General features: G+C 53.9%; 14 protein-coding genes and 1 pseudogene. 10 read left to right on the top strand and 5 right to left on the bottom strand.

Features of this window, described 5'->3' with window-relative positions; translation table 11 throughout:
- Window positions 1–123 precede the first annotated feature (123 nt).
- The 10 genes from infB to RDO88_RS00815 all read left to right on the top strand — a co-directional run bounded on the left by infB (window position 124) and on the right by RDO88_RS00815 (window position 13,559).
- Entirely contained in the window at window positions 124–3,102 is a 2,979-nt protein-coding gene (gene infB / locus RDO88_RS00860; RefSeq protein WP_307757547.1) for a translation initiation factor IF-2, read from the top strand.
- 153 nt (window positions 3,103–3,255) lie between these two features.
- Window positions 3,256–3,753, top strand: a complete 498-nt coding sequence (locus RDO88_RS00855; protein ID WP_307757546.1) for a CvpA family protein — start codon at window positions 3,256–3,258, stop codon at window positions 3,751–3,753.
- A 33-nt stretch (window positions 3,754–3,786) separates the two neighbouring features.
- Window positions 3,787–5,241, top strand: coding sequence for a Fe-S cluster assembly protein SufB (sufB, locus tag RDO88_RS00850; protein WP_307757545.1), 1,455 nt, complete (start codon window positions 3,787–3,789; stop codon window positions 5,239–5,241).
- 104 nt (window positions 5,242–5,345) lie between these two features.
- On the top strand, window positions 5,346–6,104 hold the full coding sequence (gene sufC / locus RDO88_RS00845) for a Fe-S cluster assembly ATPase SufC (RefSeq protein ID WP_307757544.1): 759 nt from the start codon (window positions 5,346–5,348) through the stop codon (window positions 6,102–6,104).
- Window positions 6,105–6,197: 93 nt separating this feature from the next.
- Window positions 6,198–7,544, top strand: a complete 1,347-nt coding sequence (gene sufD, locus RDO88_RS00840) for a Fe-S cluster assembly protein SufD (RefSeq protein WP_307757631.1) — start codon at window positions 6,198–6,200, stop codon at window positions 7,542–7,544.
- Between the two features lie 20 nt (window positions 7,545–7,564).
- Window positions 7,565–8,803: a SufS family cysteine desulfurase gene (locus RDO88_RS00835; RefSeq protein ID WP_307757543.1), complete on the top strand. Its 1,239-nt coding sequence runs from the start codon at window positions 7,565–7,567 to the stop codon at window positions 8,801–8,803.
- Window positions 8,804–8,893: 90 nt separating this feature from the next.
- Entirely contained in the window at window positions 8,894–9,214 is a 321-nt protein-coding gene (locus RDO88_RS00830; RefSeq protein WP_072546617.1) for a heavy metal-binding domain-containing protein, read from the top strand.
- A 167-nt stretch (window positions 9,215–9,381) separates the two neighbouring features.
- The gene (locus tag RDO88_RS00825; protein WP_307757542.1) at window positions 9,382–9,984 is read left to right on the top strand and encodes a hypothetical protein; all 603 of its coding nucleotides are present in this window, start codon (window positions 9,382–9,384) and stop codon (window positions 9,982–9,984) included.
- A 424-nt stretch (window positions 9,985–10,408) separates the two neighbouring features.
- Entirely contained in the window at window positions 10,409–10,879 is a 471-nt protein-coding gene (locus RDO88_RS00820; protein WP_307757541.1) for an HU family DNA-binding protein, read from the top strand.
- 478 nt (window positions 10,880–11,357) lie between these two features.
- Entirely contained in the window at window positions 11,358–13,559 is a 2,202-nt protein-coding gene (locus RDO88_RS00815) for a sodium-translocating pyrophosphatase (RefSeq protein ID WP_307757540.1), read from the top strand.
- Window positions 13,560–13,849: 290 nt separating this feature from the next.
- Here RDO88_RS00815 and RDO88_RS00810 read toward each other — a convergent pair whose 3' ends face one another.
- The 5 genes and pseudogenes from RDO88_RS00810 to RDO88_RS00790 form a co-directional block, all read right to left on the bottom strand.
- Complete coding sequence (locus tag RDO88_RS00810; RefSeq protein ID WP_307757539.1) at window positions 13,850–15,076, bottom strand: DUF4934 domain-containing protein; 1,227 nt, start codon at window positions 15,074–15,076, stop codon at window positions 13,850–13,852.
- 17 nt (window positions 15,077–15,093) lie between these two features.
- A complete protein-coding gene (locus RDO88_RS00805) occupies window positions 15,094–16,281 on the bottom strand; it encodes a 6-bladed beta-propeller (RefSeq protein ID WP_307757538.1) in 1,188 nt (395 codons plus the stop codon).
- 589 nt (window positions 16,282–16,870) lie between these two features.
- Window positions 16,871–17,470, bottom strand: coding sequence for a LysO family transporter (locus RDO88_RS00800; RefSeq protein ID WP_307757630.1), 600 nt, complete (start codon window positions 17,468–17,470; stop codon window positions 16,871–16,873).
- Window positions 17,471–17,551: 81 nt separating this feature from the next.
- Window positions 17,552–17,770 (bottom strand): annotated as a pseudogene (locus tag RDO88_RS00795) (LysO family transporter); the annotation flags it as partial.
- Between the two features lie 139 nt (window positions 17,771–17,909).
- A complete protein-coding gene (locus tag RDO88_RS00790; protein WP_307757537.1) occupies window positions 17,910–22,205 on the bottom strand; it encodes a LamG-like jellyroll fold domain-containing protein in 4,296 nt (1,431 codons plus the stop codon).
- Between the last annotated feature and the right edge of the window lie 24 nt (window positions 22,206–22,229).

Raw genomic sequence — 22,229 nt, 5'->3', positions numbered from 1 at the left:
ATGGTTGGATGTGCCAATGTGTGCTGCTGAAGCCGGTTGAGGCACATTGAGGAGGAAACCAAGAATGTATGCAACTTGTAAGCACACTGGCACATTGGCACATTAAATCATTAAAAGTAATATATGACGATAAGGTTAAATAAAGTAACAAGAGATTTGAATGTAGGGATTACGACGGCTGTCGAATTCCTGCAGAAGAAGGGTTTTGTAGTAGAAGCAAACCCCAATACCAAGATTACCGACGAACAGTTCGAACTGTTGAAAAAAGAGTTCAGTACGGACAAGGATTTGAAAATCAAGTCTGAGAAGTTCCTGCAGGAACGCCAGACCAAGGAACGCAAAGCCTCGGTGGCTATCGAGGGTTATGAAACACAGGATGAAACCAAACCGAAAGTAGAAGAAATAAAGACGGTGGTTCCCGAAGACGTACGTCCGAAATTCAAGCAGGTGGGAAAAATCGATTTGGACAATCTCGGCAAGAAAACAGTGGTCGAGAAAGAACCGGAAAAAACCGTGGAACAGCCTGCTGTACAACCGGAGACTGTAGCGCCTGTGGAAGAAACGAAACCTCAGGCCGTACCGGAACCGGCCGTAGTGGCAGAGCCGGCTGTAGCAGAGGCTCCTGTGCATGCGGTGGAAGAACCTGTACGGGAAATGGCAGATGACGTTGCAGAAAACATCCCGGCAAAAGAGCCGGAGAAGGCGTCGGAGGAAGTGGCTGTTGTGGCTGAAGAACCGCAGCAGGAGGCAGATGAAAAGCCTGCCGAGGAAGCCAAGAAGGAACCCGAAGAGGAAATCTTCAAACTGCGTAAGCCGGAATTTGTCTCGAAAATCAATGTCATCGGGCAGATTGACCTGGCGGCGTTGAACCAGTCTACGCGTCCCAAAAAGAAATCGAAAGAGGAAAAGCGGAAGGAACGCGAGGAAAAGGAAAAACAGCGTCTGGACCAGAAACGGCAGATGAAAGAAGCCATCATGAAAGAGATACGTCGCGAAGACAGCAAGATGAAGGACGATCTGGATGGCGAAGGAGGCGGCAAGAAGAAACGCAACCGCATCAATAAAGAAAAGGTAGACATCAACAACGCTTCCAACTATCAGAAGGGTGGCGACCGTGCAAAAGGTAACAATGCTGGTGCCCAGCAGGGGAGCGGCAAGAAGAATAAGGACCGCTTCAAGAAACCTGTCATCAAGCAGGAGGTGAGCGAGGAAGACGTAGCCAAGCAGGTGAAGGAAACCTTGGCCCGCCTCACGTCGAAAGGCAAGAGCAAGGGAGCCAAATACCGCAAGGAGAAGCGTGAACAGGCTGCCGACCGTATGCACGAACTTGAAAGTCAGGAAATGGCTGAAAGCAAAATCCTGAAGCTGACAGAGTTCGTGACGGCCAATGAGCTGGCCAGCATGATGGATGTACCTGTTACGCAGGTCATCGGTACTTGTATGAGCATCGGTATCATGGTGTCTATCAACCAGCGCCTGGATGCGGAGACCATCAATTTGGTGGCCGAAGAGTTTGGTTTCAAGACAGAATATGTCAGTGCGGAAGTGGCTCAGGCCATTGTAGAGGAAGAAGATGCCGAAGAAGATCTGGAACCCCGTGCGCCGATTGTTACGGTGATGGGACACGTAGACCACGGTAAGACTTCGTTGCTCGACTACATCCGCAAGGCCAATGTAATTGCCGGTGAGGCGGGAGGTATTACCCAGCACATCGGTGCCTACCATGTGACGCTGGAAGACGGTCGTAAGATTACGTTCCTCGATACGCCGGGTCACGAAGCGTTTACCGCCATGCGTGCCCGTGGAGCCAAGGTGACGGATATCGCCATCATCATTGTGGCTGCCGACGATAACGTCATGCCGCAGACCAAAGAAGCCATCAACCATGCCATGGCAGCCGGTGTCCCCATCGTGTTTGCCATCAACAAGATAGACAAGCCTACAGCTAACCCCGACAAAATCAAGGAAGAATTGGCCAACATGAACTTCCTGGTAGAGGAATGGGGAGGAAAATACCAGTCGCAGGATATCTCGGCCAAGAAAGGTATCGGTGTACCCGAACTGATGGAAAAGGTATTGCTGGAGGCCGAAATGCTGGAACTGAAAGCCAACCCCAACCGCAAGGCAACGGGATCCATCATCGAGTCGTCTCTCGACAAAGGCCGTGGCTATGTGGCTACCGTCCTTGTGTCCAACGGTACGCTGAAAGTTGGTGATATCGTTTTGGCCGGTACCAATTATGGTAAGGTGAAGGCGATGTTCAACGAACGTAACCAGCGCATGACACAGGCTGGCCCCTCTGAACCGGCCCTTATCCTGGGTTTGAACGGTGCACCTGCCGCCGGTGACACATTCCATGTAATCGAAACCGAACAGGAGGCCCGCGAGATTGCCAACAAGCGTGAACAGTTGCAGCGCGAGCAGGGCTTGCGTACACAGAAGATGCTTACGCTCGACGAAGTGGGCCGCCGTCTGGCATTGGGCGACTTCCACGAACTGAATGTCATTGTGAAAGGCGACGTGGACGGTTCGGTAGAGGCTTTGAGCGACTCGCTGATCAAGTTGTCTACAGAACAGATTCAGGTCAATGTCATCCACAAGGGTGTAGGTCAGATTTCGGAGTCGGATGTATCGTTGGCTGCTGCATCGGACGCCATCATCGTCGGTTTCCAGGTTCGTCCTTCAGGATCGGCCGCCAAGCTGGCTGAGCAGGAGGGAGTGGACATCCGCAAGTATTCCGTTATCTATGACGCCATCGAGGAAGTGAAGTCTGCAATGGAGGGTATGCTTGCTCCTACATTGAAGGAACAGGTTACCGCTACCATCGAAGTGCGTGAAGTCTTCAATATCAGTAAGGTCGGCGTGGTGGCCGGTGCAATGGTGAAGACCGGAAAGGTAAAACGTACCGACAAGGCTCGTCTGATCCGCGACGGTATCGTGGTATTTACCGGCAATATCAATGCACTGAAGCGCTTCAAGGATGATGTGAAGGAAGTCGGTACCAACTTTGAATGTGGTATCAGTCTGACAGGCTGCAACGACATCAAGGTAGGTGACGTCATCGAAACTTACGAAGAAGTGGAAGTGAAGCAGACGCTTTGATTCTGAACAATAGCTTTTTCAGCCGCAGGCAACGCGGATGACACGGATTTGTCAGGGTGCACGGGATAGCGTGTCGCCGGGCCGTAAGAATGGTGAAATCTGCGTTGTCGGTGTTGTCTGCGGCTCTATTATTATAGAATAGGAGGTGTATGTATGACCACATTAGATATCATTATACTCGTTGTTTTGGGAGCTGGGGCCATAGTGGGCTTCAGTAAGGGTTTTCTCAAGCAGCTGGCCAGTCTGTTGGGACTGGTTGCGGGCTTGCTGATAGCCAAAGCGCTGTATGCTACGGTGGCCGAACGGGTCTTTCTGCCGCTGACCGATTCGCTGACGGTGGCTCAAGGTATTGCCTTTGTCGTCATCTGGCTGGCCGTTCCGTTGGCTTTCCTGCTGTTGGCTTCGTTGCTGACCAAGGCGATGGAGGCTGTTTCCCTCGGTTGGGTCAACCGCCTGTTGGGGGCTGCATTGGGCGCGTTAAAGGCAGCCTTGCTGGTGAGTCTGCTTGTCTGTGTGGTTGAATACATTGATACGGACAACACGATTCTGAAGAAAACAAAAAAGCAGGAGTCGGTGTTATATTATCCGATGGAGAAGTTTGCGGGACTCTTTCTGCCCGCGGCTAGGGAAGTGGCCTCCGAACTGCTCTGACCAATGAATGATGAACTTGAATATAGATGCTATATGCAACAAGAAGAACCAAATAAATACGTCAAGGAACTCACGCAGGAGAAGTACAAATATGGCTTCACCACCGACGTGCATACCGACGTCATCGAGAAGGGGCTGAACGAGGATGTGATCCGTCTCATCTCTGAAAAGAAGGGAGAACCCGACTGGATGCTGGAGTTCCGCCTGAAGGCTTACCGCCACTGGCTGACGTTGGAGATGCCTACGTGGGCACATCTCCGCATTCCCGAGATAGACTACCAGAGCATATCCTACTATGCCGATCCTACCAAAAAGAAGGAAGGGCCTAAGAGTATGGATGAGGTAGATCCCGAACTGATCAAGACTTTCAATAAGTTGGGCATTCCTCTGGAGGAGCAGATGGCGCTGAGCGGTATGGCTGTGGACGCTGTGATGGACTCTGTTTCTGTGAAAACCACCTTCAAGGAAACACTGATGGAGAAAGGCATCATCTTCTGTTCGATGAGCGAGGCCATACGCGAACATCCCGACCTGGTACAGAAGTACCTGGGCTCTGTGGTGCCTTACCGCGACAATTTCTTTGCCGCACTCAACTCAGCTGTCTTCTCCGACGGGTCGTTTGTGTATATTCCCAAGGGGGTAAGATGCCCGATGGAGCTGTCTACCTACTTCCGTATCAATGCACAGGGTACGGGGCAGTTTGAACGGACTCTGATTGTAGCCGATGACGATGCCTACGTTTCCTACCTGGAAGGCTGTACCGCTCCGATGCGTGATGAGAACCAATTACATGCCGCCATCGTGGAAATCGTGGTGCACGACCGGGCCGAAGTGAAGTACAGTACCGTGCAGAACTGGTATCCGGGCGATGTTGAGGGCAAGGGAGGTGTATACAACTTCGTCACCAAGCGTGGCATCTGCAAGGGTGTGGACAGCAAATTGTCGTGGACGCAGGTGGAGACGGGTAGTGCCATCACGTGGAAATACCCTTCGTGCATACTGGCGGGCGACAACTCCGTGGCTGAGTTCTATAGCGTAGCTGTAACCAACAACTACCAGCAGGCCGACACGGGTACCAAGATGATTCACATCGGCAAGAATACTCGTTCGACGATTGTGAGCAAGGGAATATCGGCCGGGCGGAGTGAAAACTCCTATCGTGGGCTGGTTCGTGTAAGCCCCAAGGCCGACAATGCCCGCAATTACAGCCAGTGCGACTCGCTTCTGCTGGGCGACAAATGCGGTGCCCATACCTTCCCCTATATGGATATTCACAACGAAACGGCGGTCGTTGAACACGAAGCCACGACGAGCAAGATCAGTGAAGACCAGATTTTCTACTGCAACCAGCGCGGCATTTCGAGCGAAGACGCCGTGGGGTTGATTGTGAACGGTTACGCCAAGGAGGTACTCAACAAGCTGCCGATGGAGTTTGCCGTCGAGGCACAGAAGCTGCTGAGCATCTCTTTGGAGGGAAGCGTGGGATAAATGAAGAACGAACAATGAAGAATTAGGATTTTAAACGGAGTGGGGAAGTCGGAATGGAGAAGTGATTCTTCATCCTTCATTCTTCATTCTTAATTACATAAATTATGCTAGAGATAAAAGACCTGCATGCCAGCATCAATGGCAAAGAGATATTGAAAGGCATCAATCTCACCATCCGCGACGGTGAGGTGCACGCCCTCATGGGTCAGAACGGTGCCGGAAAGAGTACGCTGAGCAATGTCCTTGTGGGCCATCCCGCCTACGAAGTGACATACGGCTCCATCACCTTCAACGGCAAGGACCTGCTGACCCTCTCGCCCGAAGACCGTGCACACGAGGGAATCTTCCTGTCTTTCCAGACACCGGTCGAGATTCCGGGGGTATCGATGGTGAACTTTATGCGTACGGCAGTCAACGAACAGCGCAAGTACCGCCACCTTCCTGCCCTGTCGGCATCGGAGTTTCTGAAGCTGATGCGTGAGAAAAGGGCCGTCGTAGAGCTGGACAGCAAGCTGGCCAACCGCTCCGTAAACGAGGGTTTCAGCGGGGGAGAGAAGAAGCGGAACGAGATTTTCCAGATGGCGATGCTCGAACCTACCTTCGCCATCCTCGACGAAACGGACTCCGGACTCGATGTGGATGCCCTGCGCATCGTGGCCGAAGGCTTCAACAAGCTGCGCACGAAGCAGACCTCGGCCATGGTCATCACCCACTACCAACGCCTGCTGGACTACCTGAAACCCGACGTGGTGCACGTCTTGCTGGGAGGCCGAATCGTCAAGACCGGCGGCCCCGAGCTGGCAACGGAGATAGAAAACCGCGGCTTCGACTGGATAAAGAAAGAGCAAGTAAATGAAGAATGAGGAATGAAGAATGAAGAATTGTTCTCCCGTCTCTGTGTGAAAGGTGGCAATTCTTCGTGCTTCATGCGTCATTCATAATTCTTTATTGAGATGATGAAACCTGAGCAACAATACATAGACCTGTTCTCGCAGTGCGAAGCCATGGTATGCCAGCACAGCTGCGAGGTGATGAATGCCCCGCGCGCTGCGGCCTTCGCCCACTTCGAACGCCTGGGATTCCCCACCCGCAAGGACGAGAAATACAAGTATACCGACGTCAGCAAGCTCTTTGAACCCGACTATGGGCTCAACTTGAAGCAGCTCGACATCCCCGTCAATCCCTATGATGTGTTCAAGTGCGACGTGCCTAACATGAGCACCTCGCTCTACTTTGTGGTGAACGATGCCTTCTATAGCAAGGCACTGCCCAAGTCGCACCTGCCCGAAGGCGTGCTGTTCGGCAGCCTCCGACAGCTGGCAACGGAACATCCCGAACTGGTGAAGAAGTATTACGCCCGCCTGGCCGATGCGTCGAAAGACGGAGTGACCGCCCTCAACACCGCCCTGGCCGAGGACGGCGTGCTGCTCTACGTGCCCCGAAACGTCGTGGTAGAGCGTCCCATACAGCTGGTTAACATCCTCCGAAGCGACGTCAATCTGATGGTGAACCGCCGTGTGCTCATCGTTTTGGAGGAGGGAGCACAGGCACGGCTCCTGGTGTGTGACCACGCAATGGATGCCGTAAACTTCCTCGCCACCCAGGTTGTGGAGGTCTTTGTGGGCCGCAATGCCGTGTTCGACCTCTATGAACTGGAGGAAACGCATACGAGCACCGTCCGCATCAGCAGCCTGTACGTCCGGCAGGAGGCAGGCAGTAACGTCCTTCTGAACGGGATGACGCTGACCAACGGCACCACCCGAAACACCGTTCAGGTAACCCTGGCCGGCGAAAATGCCGAGATTAACCTCTGCGGAATGGCCGTTGCCGACAAGAACCAGCACGTGGACAACCACACAAGCATCGACCATGCCGTGCCCCGATGCACGTCCAATGAACTGTTCAAGTACGTCCTCGACGACCAGGCCACAGGCGCCTTTGCCGGCTTAGTCCTGGTGAGACCGGGGGCCCAACATACCTCTTCGCAGCAGACCAACCGCAACCTTTGCGCCACCCGAGACGCCCGGATGTACACACAGCCGCAGCTTGAAATCTATGCCGACGACGTGAAGTGCAGCCACGGAGCCACCGTAGGCCAGCTGGACGACGCGGCTTTGTTTTACATGCAGCAGCGCGGCATCCCCCTGAAAGAAGCCCGCATGCTGCTGATGTTCGCCTTCTTGGGCGAAGTAATCGATACCATCCGCCTCGATGCACTGCGGGATCGCCTGCATCTGCTGGTGGAAAAGCGCTTCCGAGGCGAGCTGAACAAGTGCCAGGGATGCGCCATTTGTAATGGATAATGGAGAATTGATAATTGAAAATGGCAGAACAACAAACCCTTGTCCCTTATGAGGTGGACCGCATAAGGGACGACTTTCCTATCCTCAGCCGCACCGTGTACGGCAAACCCCTCGTATATCTGGACAACGGAGCCACGACACAGAAGCCCCGCGCGGTCGTAGAAGCCATCACGGAAGAGTACTACAGCGTCAACGCAAACGTGCACCGTGGCGTCCATTTCCTGTCCCAAAGGGCCACGGAACTGCACGAAGCAAGCCGCGAAACCGTACGCCGCTTCATCAACGCCCGCTCGACCAGCGAGATTGTCTTCACCCGCGGCACCACCGAAAGCATCAACCTGCTGGCCTACAGCTACGGAGAAGCCTGCCTCAAGGCCGGCGACGAGGTCCTGCTTTCCACCATGGAACACCACAGCAACATCGTCCCTTGGCAGCTTTTGCAGGCGAGGAAGGGCATCGTGCTCAAGGTGATTCCCATGAACGACCGCGGCGAACTGCTCCTCGATGCCTACCGCGAGCTCTTCACCGAGCGTACCCGACTGGTCTGCGTGGCGCACGTAAGCAACGTGCTGGGCACCGTCAATCCCGTCAAAGACATGATTCGCACGGCGCACAGCCACGGCGTACCCGTGCTGGTGGACGGCGCTCAGAGCATCCCCCACATGCCCGTTGATGTGCAAGACCTCGATGCAGACTTCTATGTCTTCTCGGGTCATAAGGTCTATGGGCCGACCGGAGTGGGCGTTCTCTACGGCAAAGAGGACTGGCTGGACAGGCTTCCGCCCTACCAAGGCGGCGGGGAGATGATACAGCACGTCAGCTTCGAGCGAACGACCTTCAACGAATTGCCCTTCAAATTCGAGGCCGGAACGCCCGACTACATCGGCACAACCGCCCTGGCGCGTGCCCTGGACTACGTCACCGCCCTGGGCATGGACCGCATTGCCGCCCACGAACACGACCTCACCACCTACGCCATGGAGCGCCTCAGGCAGGTGCCCGGCATGCGCATCTTCGGAGAAGCGGCCGAGAAAGGCAGCGTCATCTCCTTCCTCGTGGGCGACATTCATCACTTCGACATGGGAACATTGCTCGACCGCCTGGGGATTGCGGTGCGCACCGGCCACCACTGTGCCCAGCCTCTGATGCAACGATTGGGCATCGAAGGCACCGTCCGAGCCTCCTTCGGCCTGTACAACACGCGGCAGGAAGTCGACGCGCTGGTGGACGGAGTCGTGAGGGTGAGCCGCATGTTCTGACTTTTTTCCGAAAAAAAACGGGGCCGGATGCAACTTTCCGGCCCTTTTTTTCGACTGATACATACAGATAACTTTTAAAACAAATGCACTATGTTACTGACAACCACATCCATGATTGACGGCGGAAAGATAACCCGCTATTACGGCATCGTATCGGGAGAGACGATAATAGGTGCCAATGTGTTCCGTGATTTCTTTGCCGGAATACGCGACATCGTAGGAGGACGCAGCAGTTCCTACGAGGAAGTGCTGCGCGAAGCCAAGGAGACTGCCCTGCGCGAGATGGAGGAACAGGCCCGTGCCCTGGGCGCAAACGCCGTCATCGGCGTGGACCTTGACTACGAAACCGTAGGCGGAAGCGGCTCCATGCTCATGGTTACGGCCGCCGGAACGGCGGTCACCGTCGAGTAAAAAGCAGGGGCAGCCTACGTTTTACAGAGCGTGGCTGCCCCTTTTTATGGCCTGTAAGGTTAAAATAAGTTATAAGAAATGGCTGTTTTGTTCAGATGCTTGTCTGAATTAAAATATAAGACTATATTGTGCGCGTTCTATTATTTACTAACTTAAAAACTATTATTATGGGAAGTAAAATCTATTTTTTATTAGCAAGTGTACTGATAATGCTGTGTACTAACTCTTGTTCTAATCATGATGTAGCTGATGAAACAGCCGAAGTATCTCAAATCCTATGTTTAAAAAGTAGTGTTAGTCCTTCAAAAATGCAAGCGATAATAGACACTATTGGAAGAAAATTTTCTTTGACTAAAAGTGATGGCTCTATCGATTTTAGTGAAGAAGAGGCAGAGGCTCTGTTGGAGCCTTTGGTTATTGACGGTAAGAATTTACAGGCTTCATTTTTGGAACAAATGTATTTGTCAAAGACAAAATTTGCCAATGATGACTTTTTATTAGTAGAAAATATGCCGGATGACCAATTGGCGCTCTTTTCATTTATTGTATATGCTGCGAATGGACAGCATATTGTAACAAAGGTTTCGAGCGATAAAATCTGGGAGTGTTTGGGAGCTGTTTCCGGCTTAAGTGTAATAAAGGATTTGAGTGTAACCGGGTTGGTAAATGCAAAAACTGTATTGCAGGTTGTAAAGGCATTGGGATCAAGATATTTAGGTTATCTTGGAGTGGCTACTACAATATACTCTGCAATCAAATGTTTATCATAAGAAACCTATGGACGAGAAACTTGAAAATATAAGTATCCTGAATGTAGTCAGTTACATTCTGTTTGTATTCGCCGACTTAATTGAGAAGCCTGTCATGCTTCACATCGCAGCGGCAGGCATTTTCATCTCCTTTCTATCGAGCCTTTGGTTGCTGATAAGCGCGCGCAGGATGAAGAATGATAAGGAAAAAAGCCGGGTGGTGCGGTGCATAAACTCGATAGTCTTCTGCGTTTTCTTTCTGTTGTACTATATTGTAAAGGTTTAGAAGGCAGGTTTCACAGATAGAAGGGGGAAATATTTTCCCCCTTTTTTCTTGCTTTTTCCGAAAATTGTACGTATTTTACACGCGTCTAAAGCCGTGCGGGGCTGCCGCGCGGACCGACGTTGAATGAACCTGATTATTAACCTTTAAATTCTTTACGTTATGGGATACTTCAAACCTCAGTTGATGAAAAGAAATGAACGCTACTACCCCGTAGCCATCCTCACCGACCGTCCGATGGAGATAGACGAGATTGCCGAACAGATTTCCGAGGCCTGCACCGTCTCGAAAGCCGACGTCGTGGCCGTACTGGCCGCGCTGCCCAGCGTCATGGCCCGCGGCATGGATGCGGGGCGAAGCGTGCATCTGCAGGACATAGGCCGCTTCCGCTACACCATTGCCGCCAAGAAAGGCGGGCAGGCCACGGCGAAAGAGGTCAGCGCAAACGATGTGGACCACACCCGTGTGCACTTTACACCCGAGGGCTCGAGGCGGCAGGCAGGGGTCGTGACCCGTGCCCTTTCCGAGTCGGCACACTGGGTACGCTGGAACGGTACCGACGAAGGCTCCTCCACCGAGGGGGGCGGAACCGGTGAAGGCGGCGACGAAGGGCAGGACCCCAGCCCGCTTTAGTGACACCCTGCCGCGGCCTGTACATGCCGGCATCGGCGGGAAAATCTACCGCCACGGTGGCTTCGCAGCCAAAGCCACCGTGGTATTTTTTTTGAACACGTTGGAAAAAGCCGTCCAAAAGCCGTACTTTTGCCTACCAAAAGTATACCTTTTGCCTACCAAAAGTACGGCTTTTGGTCACCAAAAGTACGGCTTTTGGTCTACCCCCTCCAGGAGTACTTCTGACGGGGGTACGGCTTTCCTGAAAAAAGTTTACTATTTTAAGAAGTTAAGAAGTTAGAGAAGTTATCACTCCGCTCCGCTTCGTTGGAAGTTAGAGCCGAATGTCTTGCTGATGGATGCAGCCGTTTCGATGCACGGCACGTATCAGAAACATAAGGAAAAGCATTTGGCTTTAACTTCTTAACTTCCCGCGAAGCGATAACTTCTTTAACTTCTAAAAAAATAAACCTATTCTCTAACCTCAAAAAACTCGATTATGGATACATTGCTTTTCTGGCTTGTTCCGGCCTCTTCCGTGCTGGCACTGGCCTTTGCCTGGTACTTTCACCGGCAGATGATGCGTCAGAGTGAGGGCACTCCTCAGATGAAGAAGATAGCCGCGGCCGTGCGCCGGGGCGCCATGTCCTACCTGCGGCAGCAGTACAAGGTCGTGGGTTGGGTCTTCCTCGGGCTGGTCATCCTCTTCTCCGTCATGGCCTACGGCTTCGGCGTGCAGAATCCTTGGGTGCCAGTAGCCTTCCTTACGGGCGGTTTCTTCTCCGGCCTTTCGGGCTTTCTCGGCATGAAGACCGCCACACAAGCCTCGGCGCGTACGGCCAATGCCGCACGGCAATCGCTGAACGGAGGCTTGCGCATCGCCTTCCGCAGCGGGGCGGTGATGGGGCTGGTCGTAGTGGGGCTGGGCCTGCTCGACATCTCTTTCTGGTATCTGTTGCTGAATGCGGTCGTACCCGCCGATGCTTTGACACCCACTCACAAGCTCTGCATCATCACAACCACCATGCTTACGTTCGGCATGGGTGCCAGTACACAGGCGCTTTTCGCCCGTGTGGGCGGCGGTATCTATACGAAGGCGGCCGACGTGGGCGCCGACCTTGTGGGCAAAGTCGAGGCGGGCATCCCCGAAGACGACCCGCGTAACCCCGCCACCATCGCCGACAATGTGGGCGACAACGTGGGAGACGTGGCCGGAATGGGTGCCGACCTGTACGAAAGCTACTGCGGCTCCATCCTCGCTACAGCCGCCTTGGGCGCGGCAGCCTTTATACACAGCGGCGACACGCTGATGCAGTACAAGGCCGTCATCGCGCCGATGCTCATCGCCGCCGTGGGCATTCTGCTCTCCGTCCTCGGCATCTTCGCGGTGCGAACCCGTGAGAATGCCACCATGAAAGACCTGCTCGGAGCGCTGTCTTTCGGCACCAACCTCAGCTCTGTGCTCATCGTTTTGGCCACCTTTCTTATTATGTGGATGCTGCAGTTGGACAACTGGATGTGGATTTCGTGCTCCGTCGTGGTGGGTCTGCTCGTGGGCATCGTCATTGGAAGGTCCACGGAATACTACACTTCCCAATCCTATAAGCCCACCCGCCGCCTGAGCGAAAGCGGGCAAACGGGGCCTGCAACGGTCATCATCTCCGGCATCGGGCTGGGCATGCTCTCTACCGCTGTGCCCGTTGTCGCCGTGGTGGTGGGCATCATAGCCTCCTATCTGTTTGCCTCGGGCTTCGATTTCAACAACGTGGGCCTCGGCCTCTACGGCATCGGCATCGCCGCCGTGGGCATGCTCTCCACGCTGGGCATCACGCTTGCTACGGATGCGTACGGCCCGATAGCCGACAACGCCGGGGGCAATGCCGAGATGTCAGGCCTCGGAAGTGACGTCCGCCGCCGCACGGATGCCCTCGATTCGCTGGGCAACACCACGGCTGCCACGGGCAAAGGCTTTGCCATCGGCTCGGCAGCGCTCACGGGTTTGGCCCTCTTGGCGTCGTACGTTGAGGAAATCCGCATCGGACTGACTCGTCTGGGCACTACGGAAATCTGGGTAGGAGACCGTGCCGTGCCGCTGCAAGACGCTACCTTCTTCGACTTCATGCACCACTACGATGTCACCTTAATGAACCCCAAAGTACTGTCAGGTATGTTCATAGGCTCCATGATGGCCTTCCTTTTCTGCGGCTTGACGATGAACGCCGTGGGCCGTGCAGCCGCGAAGATGGTGGACGAAGTGCGCCGTCAGTTCCGCGAAATCAAGGGCATCCTCACGGGAGAGGCCGAACCGGACTATGCACGCTGTGTGGCCATCTCCACCAAAGGCGCGCAGCGGGAGATGGTCGTCCCGTCGCTCATCGCCATCATTGCCCCCATCGTGACGGGCCTTGTCTTCGGAGTTCCCGGTGTTTTGGGCCTGCTTATCGGGGGCCTGAGCAGTGGGTTTGTGCTGGCTATCTTTATGGCAAACGCCGGCGGGGCCTGGGACAATGCCAAGAAATACGTCGAGGAAGGTAACTTCGGCGGCAAGGGAAGCCCGGTCCACAAGGCGACGGTGGTGGGCGACACGGTGGGCGACCCGTTTAAAGACACGTCGGGCCCCAGCCTGAACATCCTCATCAAGCTGATGTCGATGGTAGCCATTGTCATGGCGGGGCTTACGGTGGCGTGGAGTCTCTTCTGATGGAAGCTGCTTGAAAGGGCACCACAGATTACACGGATTTACACAGATTATTCTTTTTTCCCGTGCGGGAAGATAATTAAAAGGGCACCACAGATTACACGGATTTACACAGATTATTTATTTTTTCCGTGCGGGGAGATAATAAAAAAGGCACCACAGATTACATGGATTTACACAGATTATTCATATATCCCGTGCGGGAAATTCCTTAAAAAATCTGTGTAAATCTGCGTAATCCGTGGTGCCCTCTTTTCAGCCCCCTGCTTTCAGGGGCATCTGTCTGCGGTTTCTCAGTACACAAGTACGACGACAGGGTTGTCTTCCTCGCCAATCTTGAGCAGCGGAGCCAGTGCGGAGTTTTCCTTGGCCTCGGGGTTCTCGTCGAGAAAGTCCACGACATCGGACGCTTCAACCAGTTGCGCATACTCGCCTTGTGCGCTGCAAGCACTCGGTCGGAAGGGGAGGAAGTGGTTCACATCGTCGGTCAGACCCTTCTCTTCGTCGCACATGCGGGTCGTGCCGGCCTGCTTGTCGTAGACGCCGTTCACGGCTTTCCTCAGATCTTCGGCGCACTGGAAGAAGATGTTGCGCGGCGTTTCGAGCATCAAAACGGGCAGCATCGTGCCCTTTGCCTCGTCGTCGCTCCAGCGTGCCTTCGGCTCCAACCGCCGTTCGCCCGTGCCGAAGACATAGGCCGGCGTCAGTTCTCCTGCTGCCGAAACGTTGTAGACGGTGTCGTTGAAGGTGTCCTTGAAGCGCAGTTCTCCGTCGTAGTTCCACAAGGTAGTGGGCGAGGCGATGCTGTAAGACGACGTTCCGTCCCCGAATCGGGTGTATAAAGCCTGCGCAATGCCCAGGCGCAAGACACTGATGGAGGCGATGTCTTCCATCTTCATCGGCGGCAATGCGGGTAGCGGACTTACTATGCTGTCCCTCAACTGGCCTGCCTCCATGAAGAGTCCCAGCATGCGTTTGTGGGTGTTTTGTTGGGCGATGTTGTTATAGTAGCCCACGACCAGAGTGTCCACAAAGCCGTAGCTGTCCGGCATGGCAGGCGGGGTAGGGATGACGGCCTTCCCCTGATAGGTACCCCCGAGGTCGTACTTTTGCAGTGCATTGGGCCAGCGTACAAAGTACATAAGGCCGTTGCGCTCATTGTAATAGGGGCGTCCGGCGTGTATGGAATAACCCTTGGGGTCCTCTCCCGCGTGGCCTATAGCGTTGAGGAAGCGCCCCGTTTCCTTGTCAAAGCTGTAGACATCCGTCCCCGACTGTACCAGTATCTGTCCCTTCAGGACCATGATTTGCGGGTTTCTCCCTATGAGGCAGCTGTCGTTTGTCTCCAGCGGCACATAGCGTATCCGCGTTCCCAGGTCGGAAATCTTCAACTCGGTTTGCTGTGCGGCGGCACCCGCCACATCGATTACGGTCAGTGTCCCGCCGGCTTTCTCGGCGGCGGGACGGCAGGCAGCCAGCATGCAGGCTGCGGCTGCTGCGTACATCCATTTGCTGTTCATAACGGTATAATGATGGGTTAATCTTGTTTTCCCTTCAGGGTAATCTTGACAATGACCGGATTGTCGTCGGGGTTCAGGCGGCTTATCCTTTCGGCAAGCTCCTCAGAAGCAGGCTTGCGGTCGGGGTTAAGCAGTATTTCAGCACTGACTGTCTGGTAAATATGCGTGCTGTCCACATGGCGGAAGACAGACGAAAGGCGGATGTTGTTGTAGTCGTCCACCGGCATAAAGCCCAGATTCTCTACCTTTCCGGTCTGCTTGTCCAGTAGGGCCATCCCAATGACTTGATGGGCATAGTTGAAGAAGACATATCGGTCCGTCTCATAAACCTTGCTGAAAACCTTGGTCAGTTTGTCTGCTTTGAGTGCCTTTATTGCGGTTTCATCTTTAATGGGTACACGGAATGAGGGCCTGTAGGCGTTTTCAGGGAACTCAATCCGGTAGCGGGGCCGCACGTTTCCGTCGGGACAGACGGTAAAGACTTCGCCGGAAAGGTCTTCGGTCAGCAGGAGCGTATCCCGGTAAAAGGAGAAGTTGGAGTCCAACGTGGGTATTTCCATATAGATCGGATCGTAGGTAAAGGGCAGCTGGCAGTTCCATTCCTTGCCGTCTTCCGTCGTGGCAAGGCGGTACTCGGTAGGATAGGTTGCCTCCTGAAAGCGCTTGTTGGGGAAACATCCTATATAATAATGTATATGTTTGCCCTGCCGGGCCAGGCAATTGAACCAGAAGGGAACTTCATATCGGGTCTTGAATTGCCCGTCAGCAGTATAGACACAGACCCTGCGCGACCGTGAGTCGTTGATGTAGACATCACCGTTTGCCGGGTCAATGTCAAATGTCTTGCAGGATGTATACTCTTGGGGACCTTCGCCTTGCCGGCCTATTCGGTGGAGAAAACGACCGTCGGCACCGAAGCAGAAGAGGGTTTCATTCTTCCTGTCATAGAAGTAAAAGCGGCCTTTCCATACGACCATATTCTCTATATAGCCTATCAGAACGCTGTCTGAAGTCTCCAGCGGGATGTATTCCACCCGCGTGGCGATGCGCGAAACGGGCATTTGCTGCTTCATCTCCTCTGCCTTCGGGACAAACTGGATGGTGTGGAACGTGGTATCGTTCAAGGCTGTCTTTTCGGTTTTGGCCCCTCCCTTGCACCCCGACAGCAGCAGGCAGGCAAGCAACGGCCATACTAATTGTTTCATTTGATCAGATTTTAACCCACACAAAGGAACGGAAAATTCTGTAGAAAACAAACGGCCGGCGTGTATTTGTGTTGTTTTTCAGGACAAGGAAAGGCGGTGCCCTGCTGCGGGATGTGCTGTTTCCGCGCTTCTGACACCCTGCTCCTTTGCTTTTTTTATGCTGTTCCCATCCCTCTGTCATGCTGTTCCTGCTCCCTTTCTATGCTGGTCCCGCCCCTCTGTCATCCTGAACGAAGTGAAGGATCTCCCTGCACAAGCCTGTGTTTCCGGCATTCTTCGCTCCGCTCAGAATGACAGGAAGTGGGGATGATTCGTGGTTTCGCCGCCTAAAAAAGGCACCACGGATTACTCAGATTTACACAGATTATTCATTTTCCTCGTGAGGGGGAATGATTAAAAAGGCACCACAGATTACACAGATTAGCACAGATTATTCCTTTATCCCGTGCGGGAGATTCCTTTAAAAATCTGTGTAAATCTGCGTAATCTGTGGTGCCCTCTTTTCAAATCTCTGCTTTCAGGGGCATCTGCATATCGTTTTTTAATCGGTGAGTCTGTCGGCAGGCAACGCTTTCCCGCCGCCCAGGCCTTACAGCGAGCAGAACAGCGTGACGAGGAACGGCACGCTGAAGTCCGTCACAAACCCGTGGAAGATGGACAGAACGGCGAATTCCTGCCCCGAAACCCGCGTGATGACGGGCAGGGTAGTATCGGCTGTGGTGGCCCCTCCGGCGGATATCGGTGCCAAAGGTCCGAACCATCGGGCCAGCAAAGGGGCAGTGAGCAGGGTCAGAAGTTCACGGCTGATGTTGGCCAGCAGCGCGACGGTGCCCAGCTCCGCCCCGCGGTATTCGGTGATGAAGATGCTCGAAAGCGAGTAGTAACCGAAGCCCGAACCCACCGCAAGGCAGTCCGAAAGGCTGCGGTGCGTCAGTATCAGGCTCACCAAAGCCGTGCCCACCAGCGTACCGGCGATGGTCATTGCAGGCAGAAAGACAAGGCGCGGGTTCAGCGAACGGAAGTTTTTCAGCGTCTCGGGGTCGTTTCCCACCCCCATTCCTACGCAAGTCATCAGCGCACAGAGCGCGTAGAAACTCACACGCGTCCCCACGTGTCCCGGCACCAGTCCCGCGAGGCTGCTCACTACGCCAAGTGCGAAGAACCCCACAATGACGAGGCTTCCCCGCAAAGCCCGTAGCATGCTCCCGTCACCGGCAGGGGCGGTTCCCCCCGTCGTCCGGCCTTTCCGCCCGCGTGCCAGTGCCTTCCACAGCAGCAGGGCCGCCGTGACGCTGCCCAGTGTGCCGCCCAGTGTCATCACTGCCGCCTCCATTCCCAGGGTGTGCAGACTGTTTATGATGGCCTCGTTGCCGCCCACTTCCACGCCAAGCAAGTATAGCAGCGCCCAGATGAGCACGGTGATAGCCGGCTGGATCATGGCCAGACGCTTCCTTCGCAATACATATCCCGCCAGCATTCCCGCCAGCATGAGTCCGATAACTGTGAACATTCTTTCTGATTGTTGGATGAAAAACAGCCGCAAAGATAGGGAAAAGTTGCGGAAAGAGAAACGCTCTTTTCCGCATCTTCACCGTTCCTTGCGGCTGTCTGTAGGGGAGAGGCGGGGCTTACTCGCCGCCTGTGGTGGCCTTGTGCAGCACAATCCGGTCGATGGCAATGCCGCTATGCCCCTGCAGGTCGAAGAGGATGCCCAGCGAAACTTCGGTTTCGCGGGTCAGAATGAACGGCAAACGACGCTCCGAAAGCGGGGCCGATGCGAGGGCAGTGTCGGCTTCCGGCAGGTCGGGCAAGCCTTTTCCGCCGGCAACAAGCAGGCGCGAACTGCCTGCCGAGAAGCCTTGGTAGGGGATGACTTCCAGTTCGTACTTGCCTGCGGGCAGCTTTACGGTGCAGTAAAGCTTGTGGTTGGCGAGCCTTGGGGCAAATCCGTCCCACGAAGTGTATACGCACAAGGCATTCTCTTTGTTACGGTCTACATACAGGCCTGTGCTTATGCTGTCCGTCTCGAGCGCGTTTTCCACCTGCCAGCCCGTGCTTTGGTAGTCGAAAGCCTGGAAACGGAGGCTGTCTTTGTGGTTGACGCTGCGTCCGTCTGTCGCAAATGGCCGGCGCGAAGGAGGCAGTACCTTCTCCGAAATGTCCTCGAAAGGTGTTTCGAAATTCAGACAGAATACACCGGCAGAGTACCCCCAGGCATCACCGTCGGGACCGAAGGAGGTGCGTTTTCCGGTGTGGTTGTGGGAGGTCAGGTCGCGTACATCGCCCCCGTTCTGGTTGAATGAGTAGTAAAGAACCAGCTTGTCTGCCCGCTCTGCCCTTGCCACGTCATCGATGGGAGCATTGCAATACTGCTGCATGAGGCTGTCTTTCAGGTCCTTTTTCCAGATACGGAACTCGTCAATGGTGGCGTTCATGGGCGTTTCTTCCCCGCCGAGACGTACATGGGAGAATGCGGGAACCTGTGCCGCCCTGCCTTTTTTGTCTTTCAGCTGCACCGTCTTGCAGGTCTCTCCATCGCGCATGAACCGCACTTGCCCGTTGCCGAAGGCCACCGCATAGTGGTGCCATTGGCCGGAAATGACGAACCCGTTGTCCGAGCGGGCCGGGAGGCTGTCTATGTAAACCGTCATGCGTCCGTGCTTGTCGGCGGCAATCTGCCAGGTGGAAGCTTCATGCCCGATGCCTGCCAGCCGGGCTTTTGCCCCCGGATTCATCCACCAGTCTATCGTCATCTCCCGGGTTGGTCCCTGCCAGAGTGCGCTTTGTGTGGTGACTGCAGCCGACGGGTTGGAGAAGTTCAGCCCGTTTTTGCTGTCTGCATTGCATACTGTCAGTACCCCTTTCCGGCAGAGAGTACTTTGCCCTTCCTCGTTCGAAGCGGTCAGTGTAATATCGTAAACACCGGGTACGTCCATCTTCAGACGGGCCTTTGCCCCTCGGGCAAAGGTCGTGAAACGCCGGCTGTCCAGCTGCCAGTTCCACTGGGTGGGCATATAGCGGCTGCGGTCTGCCAAGTCAACTGTCTCCCCTTTCCGGACAATCATCGGCGTGACGTCGAAAGCAACGTCGGGAGCTACATTCTTTACATGGATGGAACGGGCCGCTTGTGCCGACTCTCCAGTCCATGGATTGCTGACTTTCAGGCTGACGGTATAGTCACCGCTTGTTTCATAAGTGGCGGCTGCATTCTGTGTAGTCACCTGCGGATTGTCACTTCGTTCCAGACTCCATTCATAACGGTATCCGGCTATGGGGTGGAGAGGCTGGAAGCTGATGCGTTCTCCTGCCAGGATTTCATTGCGTATGGGCTGGAATCCGGCATCGGGAACCGGTGCGGGGAGCACGTTTACTTTGCGGACTGCTTTTACTTTTTCACCGGTTGTGGTCAGTCCGGTCAGGGTGATTTTCTGCTTGCCGGGCTTTGGAAACAGCAGGGTAGGTACCTTTACCGGAAGCTTCTTCACCCCTGCACCTGGTACATCCCAGCAGATTGTCTGTATGTCGGGCGAGCATTGGGGAAGAACGCGGAAGGATTCTCCTGCACGGATATCCGAATCAGGCAGTTCGAAACTTAGGAATGTATCTTCTGTAGGGATATGCAGGCTGTCGGGTAGTTCGTCCAATGTTTCATATTGCCCGTAGTTTGCTATGGGTGCATGGCAGTGCCCTGCAAAGTCTCGCCACATCCGCTGGCGTCCTTTCCCGATGGTTTCTCCCCGGTAATAGGCGGCAAGCGGACGCGGTATGCCGGCCGGTTCGAAGCTGGCGTACATGAATTCTTTGATTTGTTCGGGTGTACGTGCTTCTTTCCAGATACGAACTTCGGCCAGTTCACCGTCGAGAGCTCCGTCCTGATGTGTACCGAAGGGGAATTGTTTGAAGCCTCCTATACCTTTCCGACCGTTGCTTATCAGGGTATCTGCGGGTACTCCGTTGATATAGGCCGTCAGTGTATCTTGTGCAATGACAAAGGCGAAGTGTTGCCATTGGTCGGTTTTTATCAGTCCTTTGTGGGTATCCATACGGTTCTCACCGTCCCATCCTGCACTGAGTGAACCGTCGTCGTTGGCATGAATGAGGAAGCTTCCCCAGCCGGGACCGATACTTTGGTTCCAGTTTCTCCAGCTATAAGGCTTCAGCCAATATTCGATGGTGGCATGCATACAGTTCTCTTCAAAGATGTCTGGAATCGTGAATCCGCATTCTTTCAACAACAGACTGTGCGGCTGATACGGGCGTTCGAAGGAAGAACGTACGGATGGAGTTCGCGCAGAGACAACCGACAGTGTGTCCTGGAAGCTGTAGAGAGCGGCTATCGAATAGTCCGCGTTCTTGTTCCGGATAGGGAAACGTGTTTGTACGGCGGGCAGTGTATCTGCCGGAACTTCGTTTTCAAACAGGATATAGCCTTTGATTGGGTAGTGTGAACGTTGGGGCGTGTTCCACGCCAATATACCTTGTGTGGCTGTCTCGTCCGGGAGATAATGCAGGTTGGCGGGTGCAAACAGTGGTTCGCCTTGTACGACGGAAGCGACAAAAGTCATTTCTTCCTGTCCGTCGATATCTCGTCCGGCAGGTCCGGTAAGCGGGGTTTCGATGCCTTTGCGGTCGAATTCGTAGTCGATGACCGAGCAGGCATATATTTTCCCATTTCCGATGCTCCCCTTTTTCCGCTCAATGCAGAAGAAATATTTCAGGGGGCGTCGTGTGTCAAAAACCGAAGAAAGGTCCGTTAAGTCGTAACCGAATTCCATCGGCTCGGCATGTAACTTACCGTCAGCCCATTTCCCCAGCATGGGTGTGGCAGCTTCCGTTCCATTCTTCTCTTTGTCTGACCGTCCGTCTCCTGCAAACTTGAAATGTTCGAGTTCGATACGGACATCCGGCTGTGTGGCATTCAAATCAGACGAAATACCTACAGTCAATTTCAATTCGCTCCGGTGCGAATAGGCCATACGTATTTTCAATGTGCGGAGCGGGCGATAATTCTTGCGTACATGGTAGAATTCAGGTTTCCATGCGCCTCCTTCTTGTTGGCGGACAGGAAATCCGTATTTATATGGACAATAGATGAATCCGTTGTTGGCCCATCCGTCACCCCATGAATTAACGATAATCCATGCGCCGCATTCATCTTTGTCTTTTTCACCATAGACTTTGTTGCTGTCTAGGTCGAACACGATACGGTCGTCGTAACCTACAATGGTTAGGGCATGGTCTACACCGTCTCCCCAGCGGGTTACGTATTTCTTTCCCACAACACCGGCTGTTTGATTCTTTCCATCCGGGTCATTCTCTATTGGGGCTTGTTTACAGGCACTGGCCACGCCTATTCCACAGATACCGCCGGCATAGAAGTCGGAATCTCCTTGGTGATTCCAAAGCCAGTTCTTAATGAATTCTCTTCCTTTTTCCGTATCTACGCCCAAAGGAGAAAATGAGTTACAGGAGATACGGTTGAACATGGCAGAGTACCATTTGTCGTAACCCTGCATCCATCCAAAATCGGGGTTGGCACAATCTTGGTTACCGAACAGTTTGGAATAAGTCGTGCCACCATAGACGATGGAATTGGGTACTCCGTTAGCAATTGCCATACCTTCTTTTCCGGAATGGCTGTTGGTCAACAGCCACGTGAAGTGAGTGGGATAGATATTCTCGGGGAGTGATGCGTCGGTACCGCGGAATGCGTTGATTTCGTGAGTGAACATGTATCCGATACGTGAAGCAGATCCGCATGACCCGCCATCTTGGTTGAAAACTTGAGGGAAGTAGGGCGTTTCGGCATTGTTGATATGGTCCGGCCGCACGGACAAGGTATCCTTGGACTCGGCAAGGACAGGTAGAAAACTGCTTCCTGCAAGAACGCCGGCAATTAGCAGCAATCTTTTCGTCTTTTTCATGAAATCTTGATTGTTAGATTGTTG

The sequence above is a fragment of the uncultured Mediterranea sp. genome, assembly GCF_902493215.1.
In the GTDB taxonomy this organism is placed as follows: domain Bacteria; phylum Bacteroidota; class Bacteroidia; order Bacteroidales; family Bacteroidaceae; genus Bacteroides.
This window is presented reverse-complemented; position numbering and strand designations above follow the sequence as displayed.

Bases quoted from the DNA above. Each gene is read 5' to 3' on its own strand.
- infB (WP_307757547.1), top strand. From the start codon at position 124: ATGACGATAAGGTTAAATAAAGTAACAAGAGATTTGAATGTAGGGATT.
- RDO88_RS00855 (WP_307757546.1), top strand. From the start codon at position 3,256: ATGACCACATTAGATATCATTATACTCGTTGTTTTGGGAGCTGGGGCC.
- sufB (WP_307757545.1), top strand. From the start codon at position 3,787: ATGCAACAAGAAGAACCAAATAAATACGTCAAGGAACTCACGCAGGAG.
- sufC (WP_307757544.1), top strand. From the start codon at position 5,346: ATGCTAGAGATAAAAGACCTGCATGCCAGCATCAATGGCAAAGAGATA.
- sufD (WP_307757631.1), top strand. From the start codon at position 6,198: ATGAAACCTGAGCAACAATACATAGACCTGTTCTCGCAGTGCGAAGCC.
- RDO88_RS00835 (WP_307757543.1), top strand. From the start codon at position 7,565: ATGGCAGAACAACAAACCCTTGTCCCTTATGAGGTGGACCGCATAAGG.
- RDO88_RS00830 (WP_072546617.1), top strand. From the start codon at position 8,894: ATGTTACTGACAACCACATCCATGATTGACGGCGGAAAGATAACCCGC.
- RDO88_RS00825 (WP_307757542.1), top strand. From the start codon at position 9,382: ATGGGAAGTAAAATCTATTTTTTATTAGCAAGTGTACTGATAATGCTG.
- RDO88_RS00820 (WP_307757541.1), top strand. From the start codon at position 10,409: ATGGGATACTTCAAACCTCAGTTGATGAAAAGAAATGAACGCTACTAC.
- RDO88_RS00815 (WP_307757540.1), top strand. From the start codon at position 11,358: ATGGATACATTGCTTTTCTGGCTTGTTCCGGCCTCTTCCGTGCTGGCA.
- RDO88_RS00810 (WP_307757539.1), bottom strand. From the start codon at position 15,076: ATGAACAGCAAATGGATGTACGCAGCAGCCGCAGCCTGCATGCTGGCT.
- RDO88_RS00805 (WP_307757538.1), bottom strand. From the start codon at position 16,281: ATGAAACAATTAGTATGGCCGTTGCTTGCCTGCCTGCTGCTGTCGGGG.
- RDO88_RS00790 (WP_307757537.1), bottom strand. From the start codon at position 22,205: ATGAAAAAGACGAAAAGATTGCTGCTAATTGCCGGCGTTCTTGCAGGA.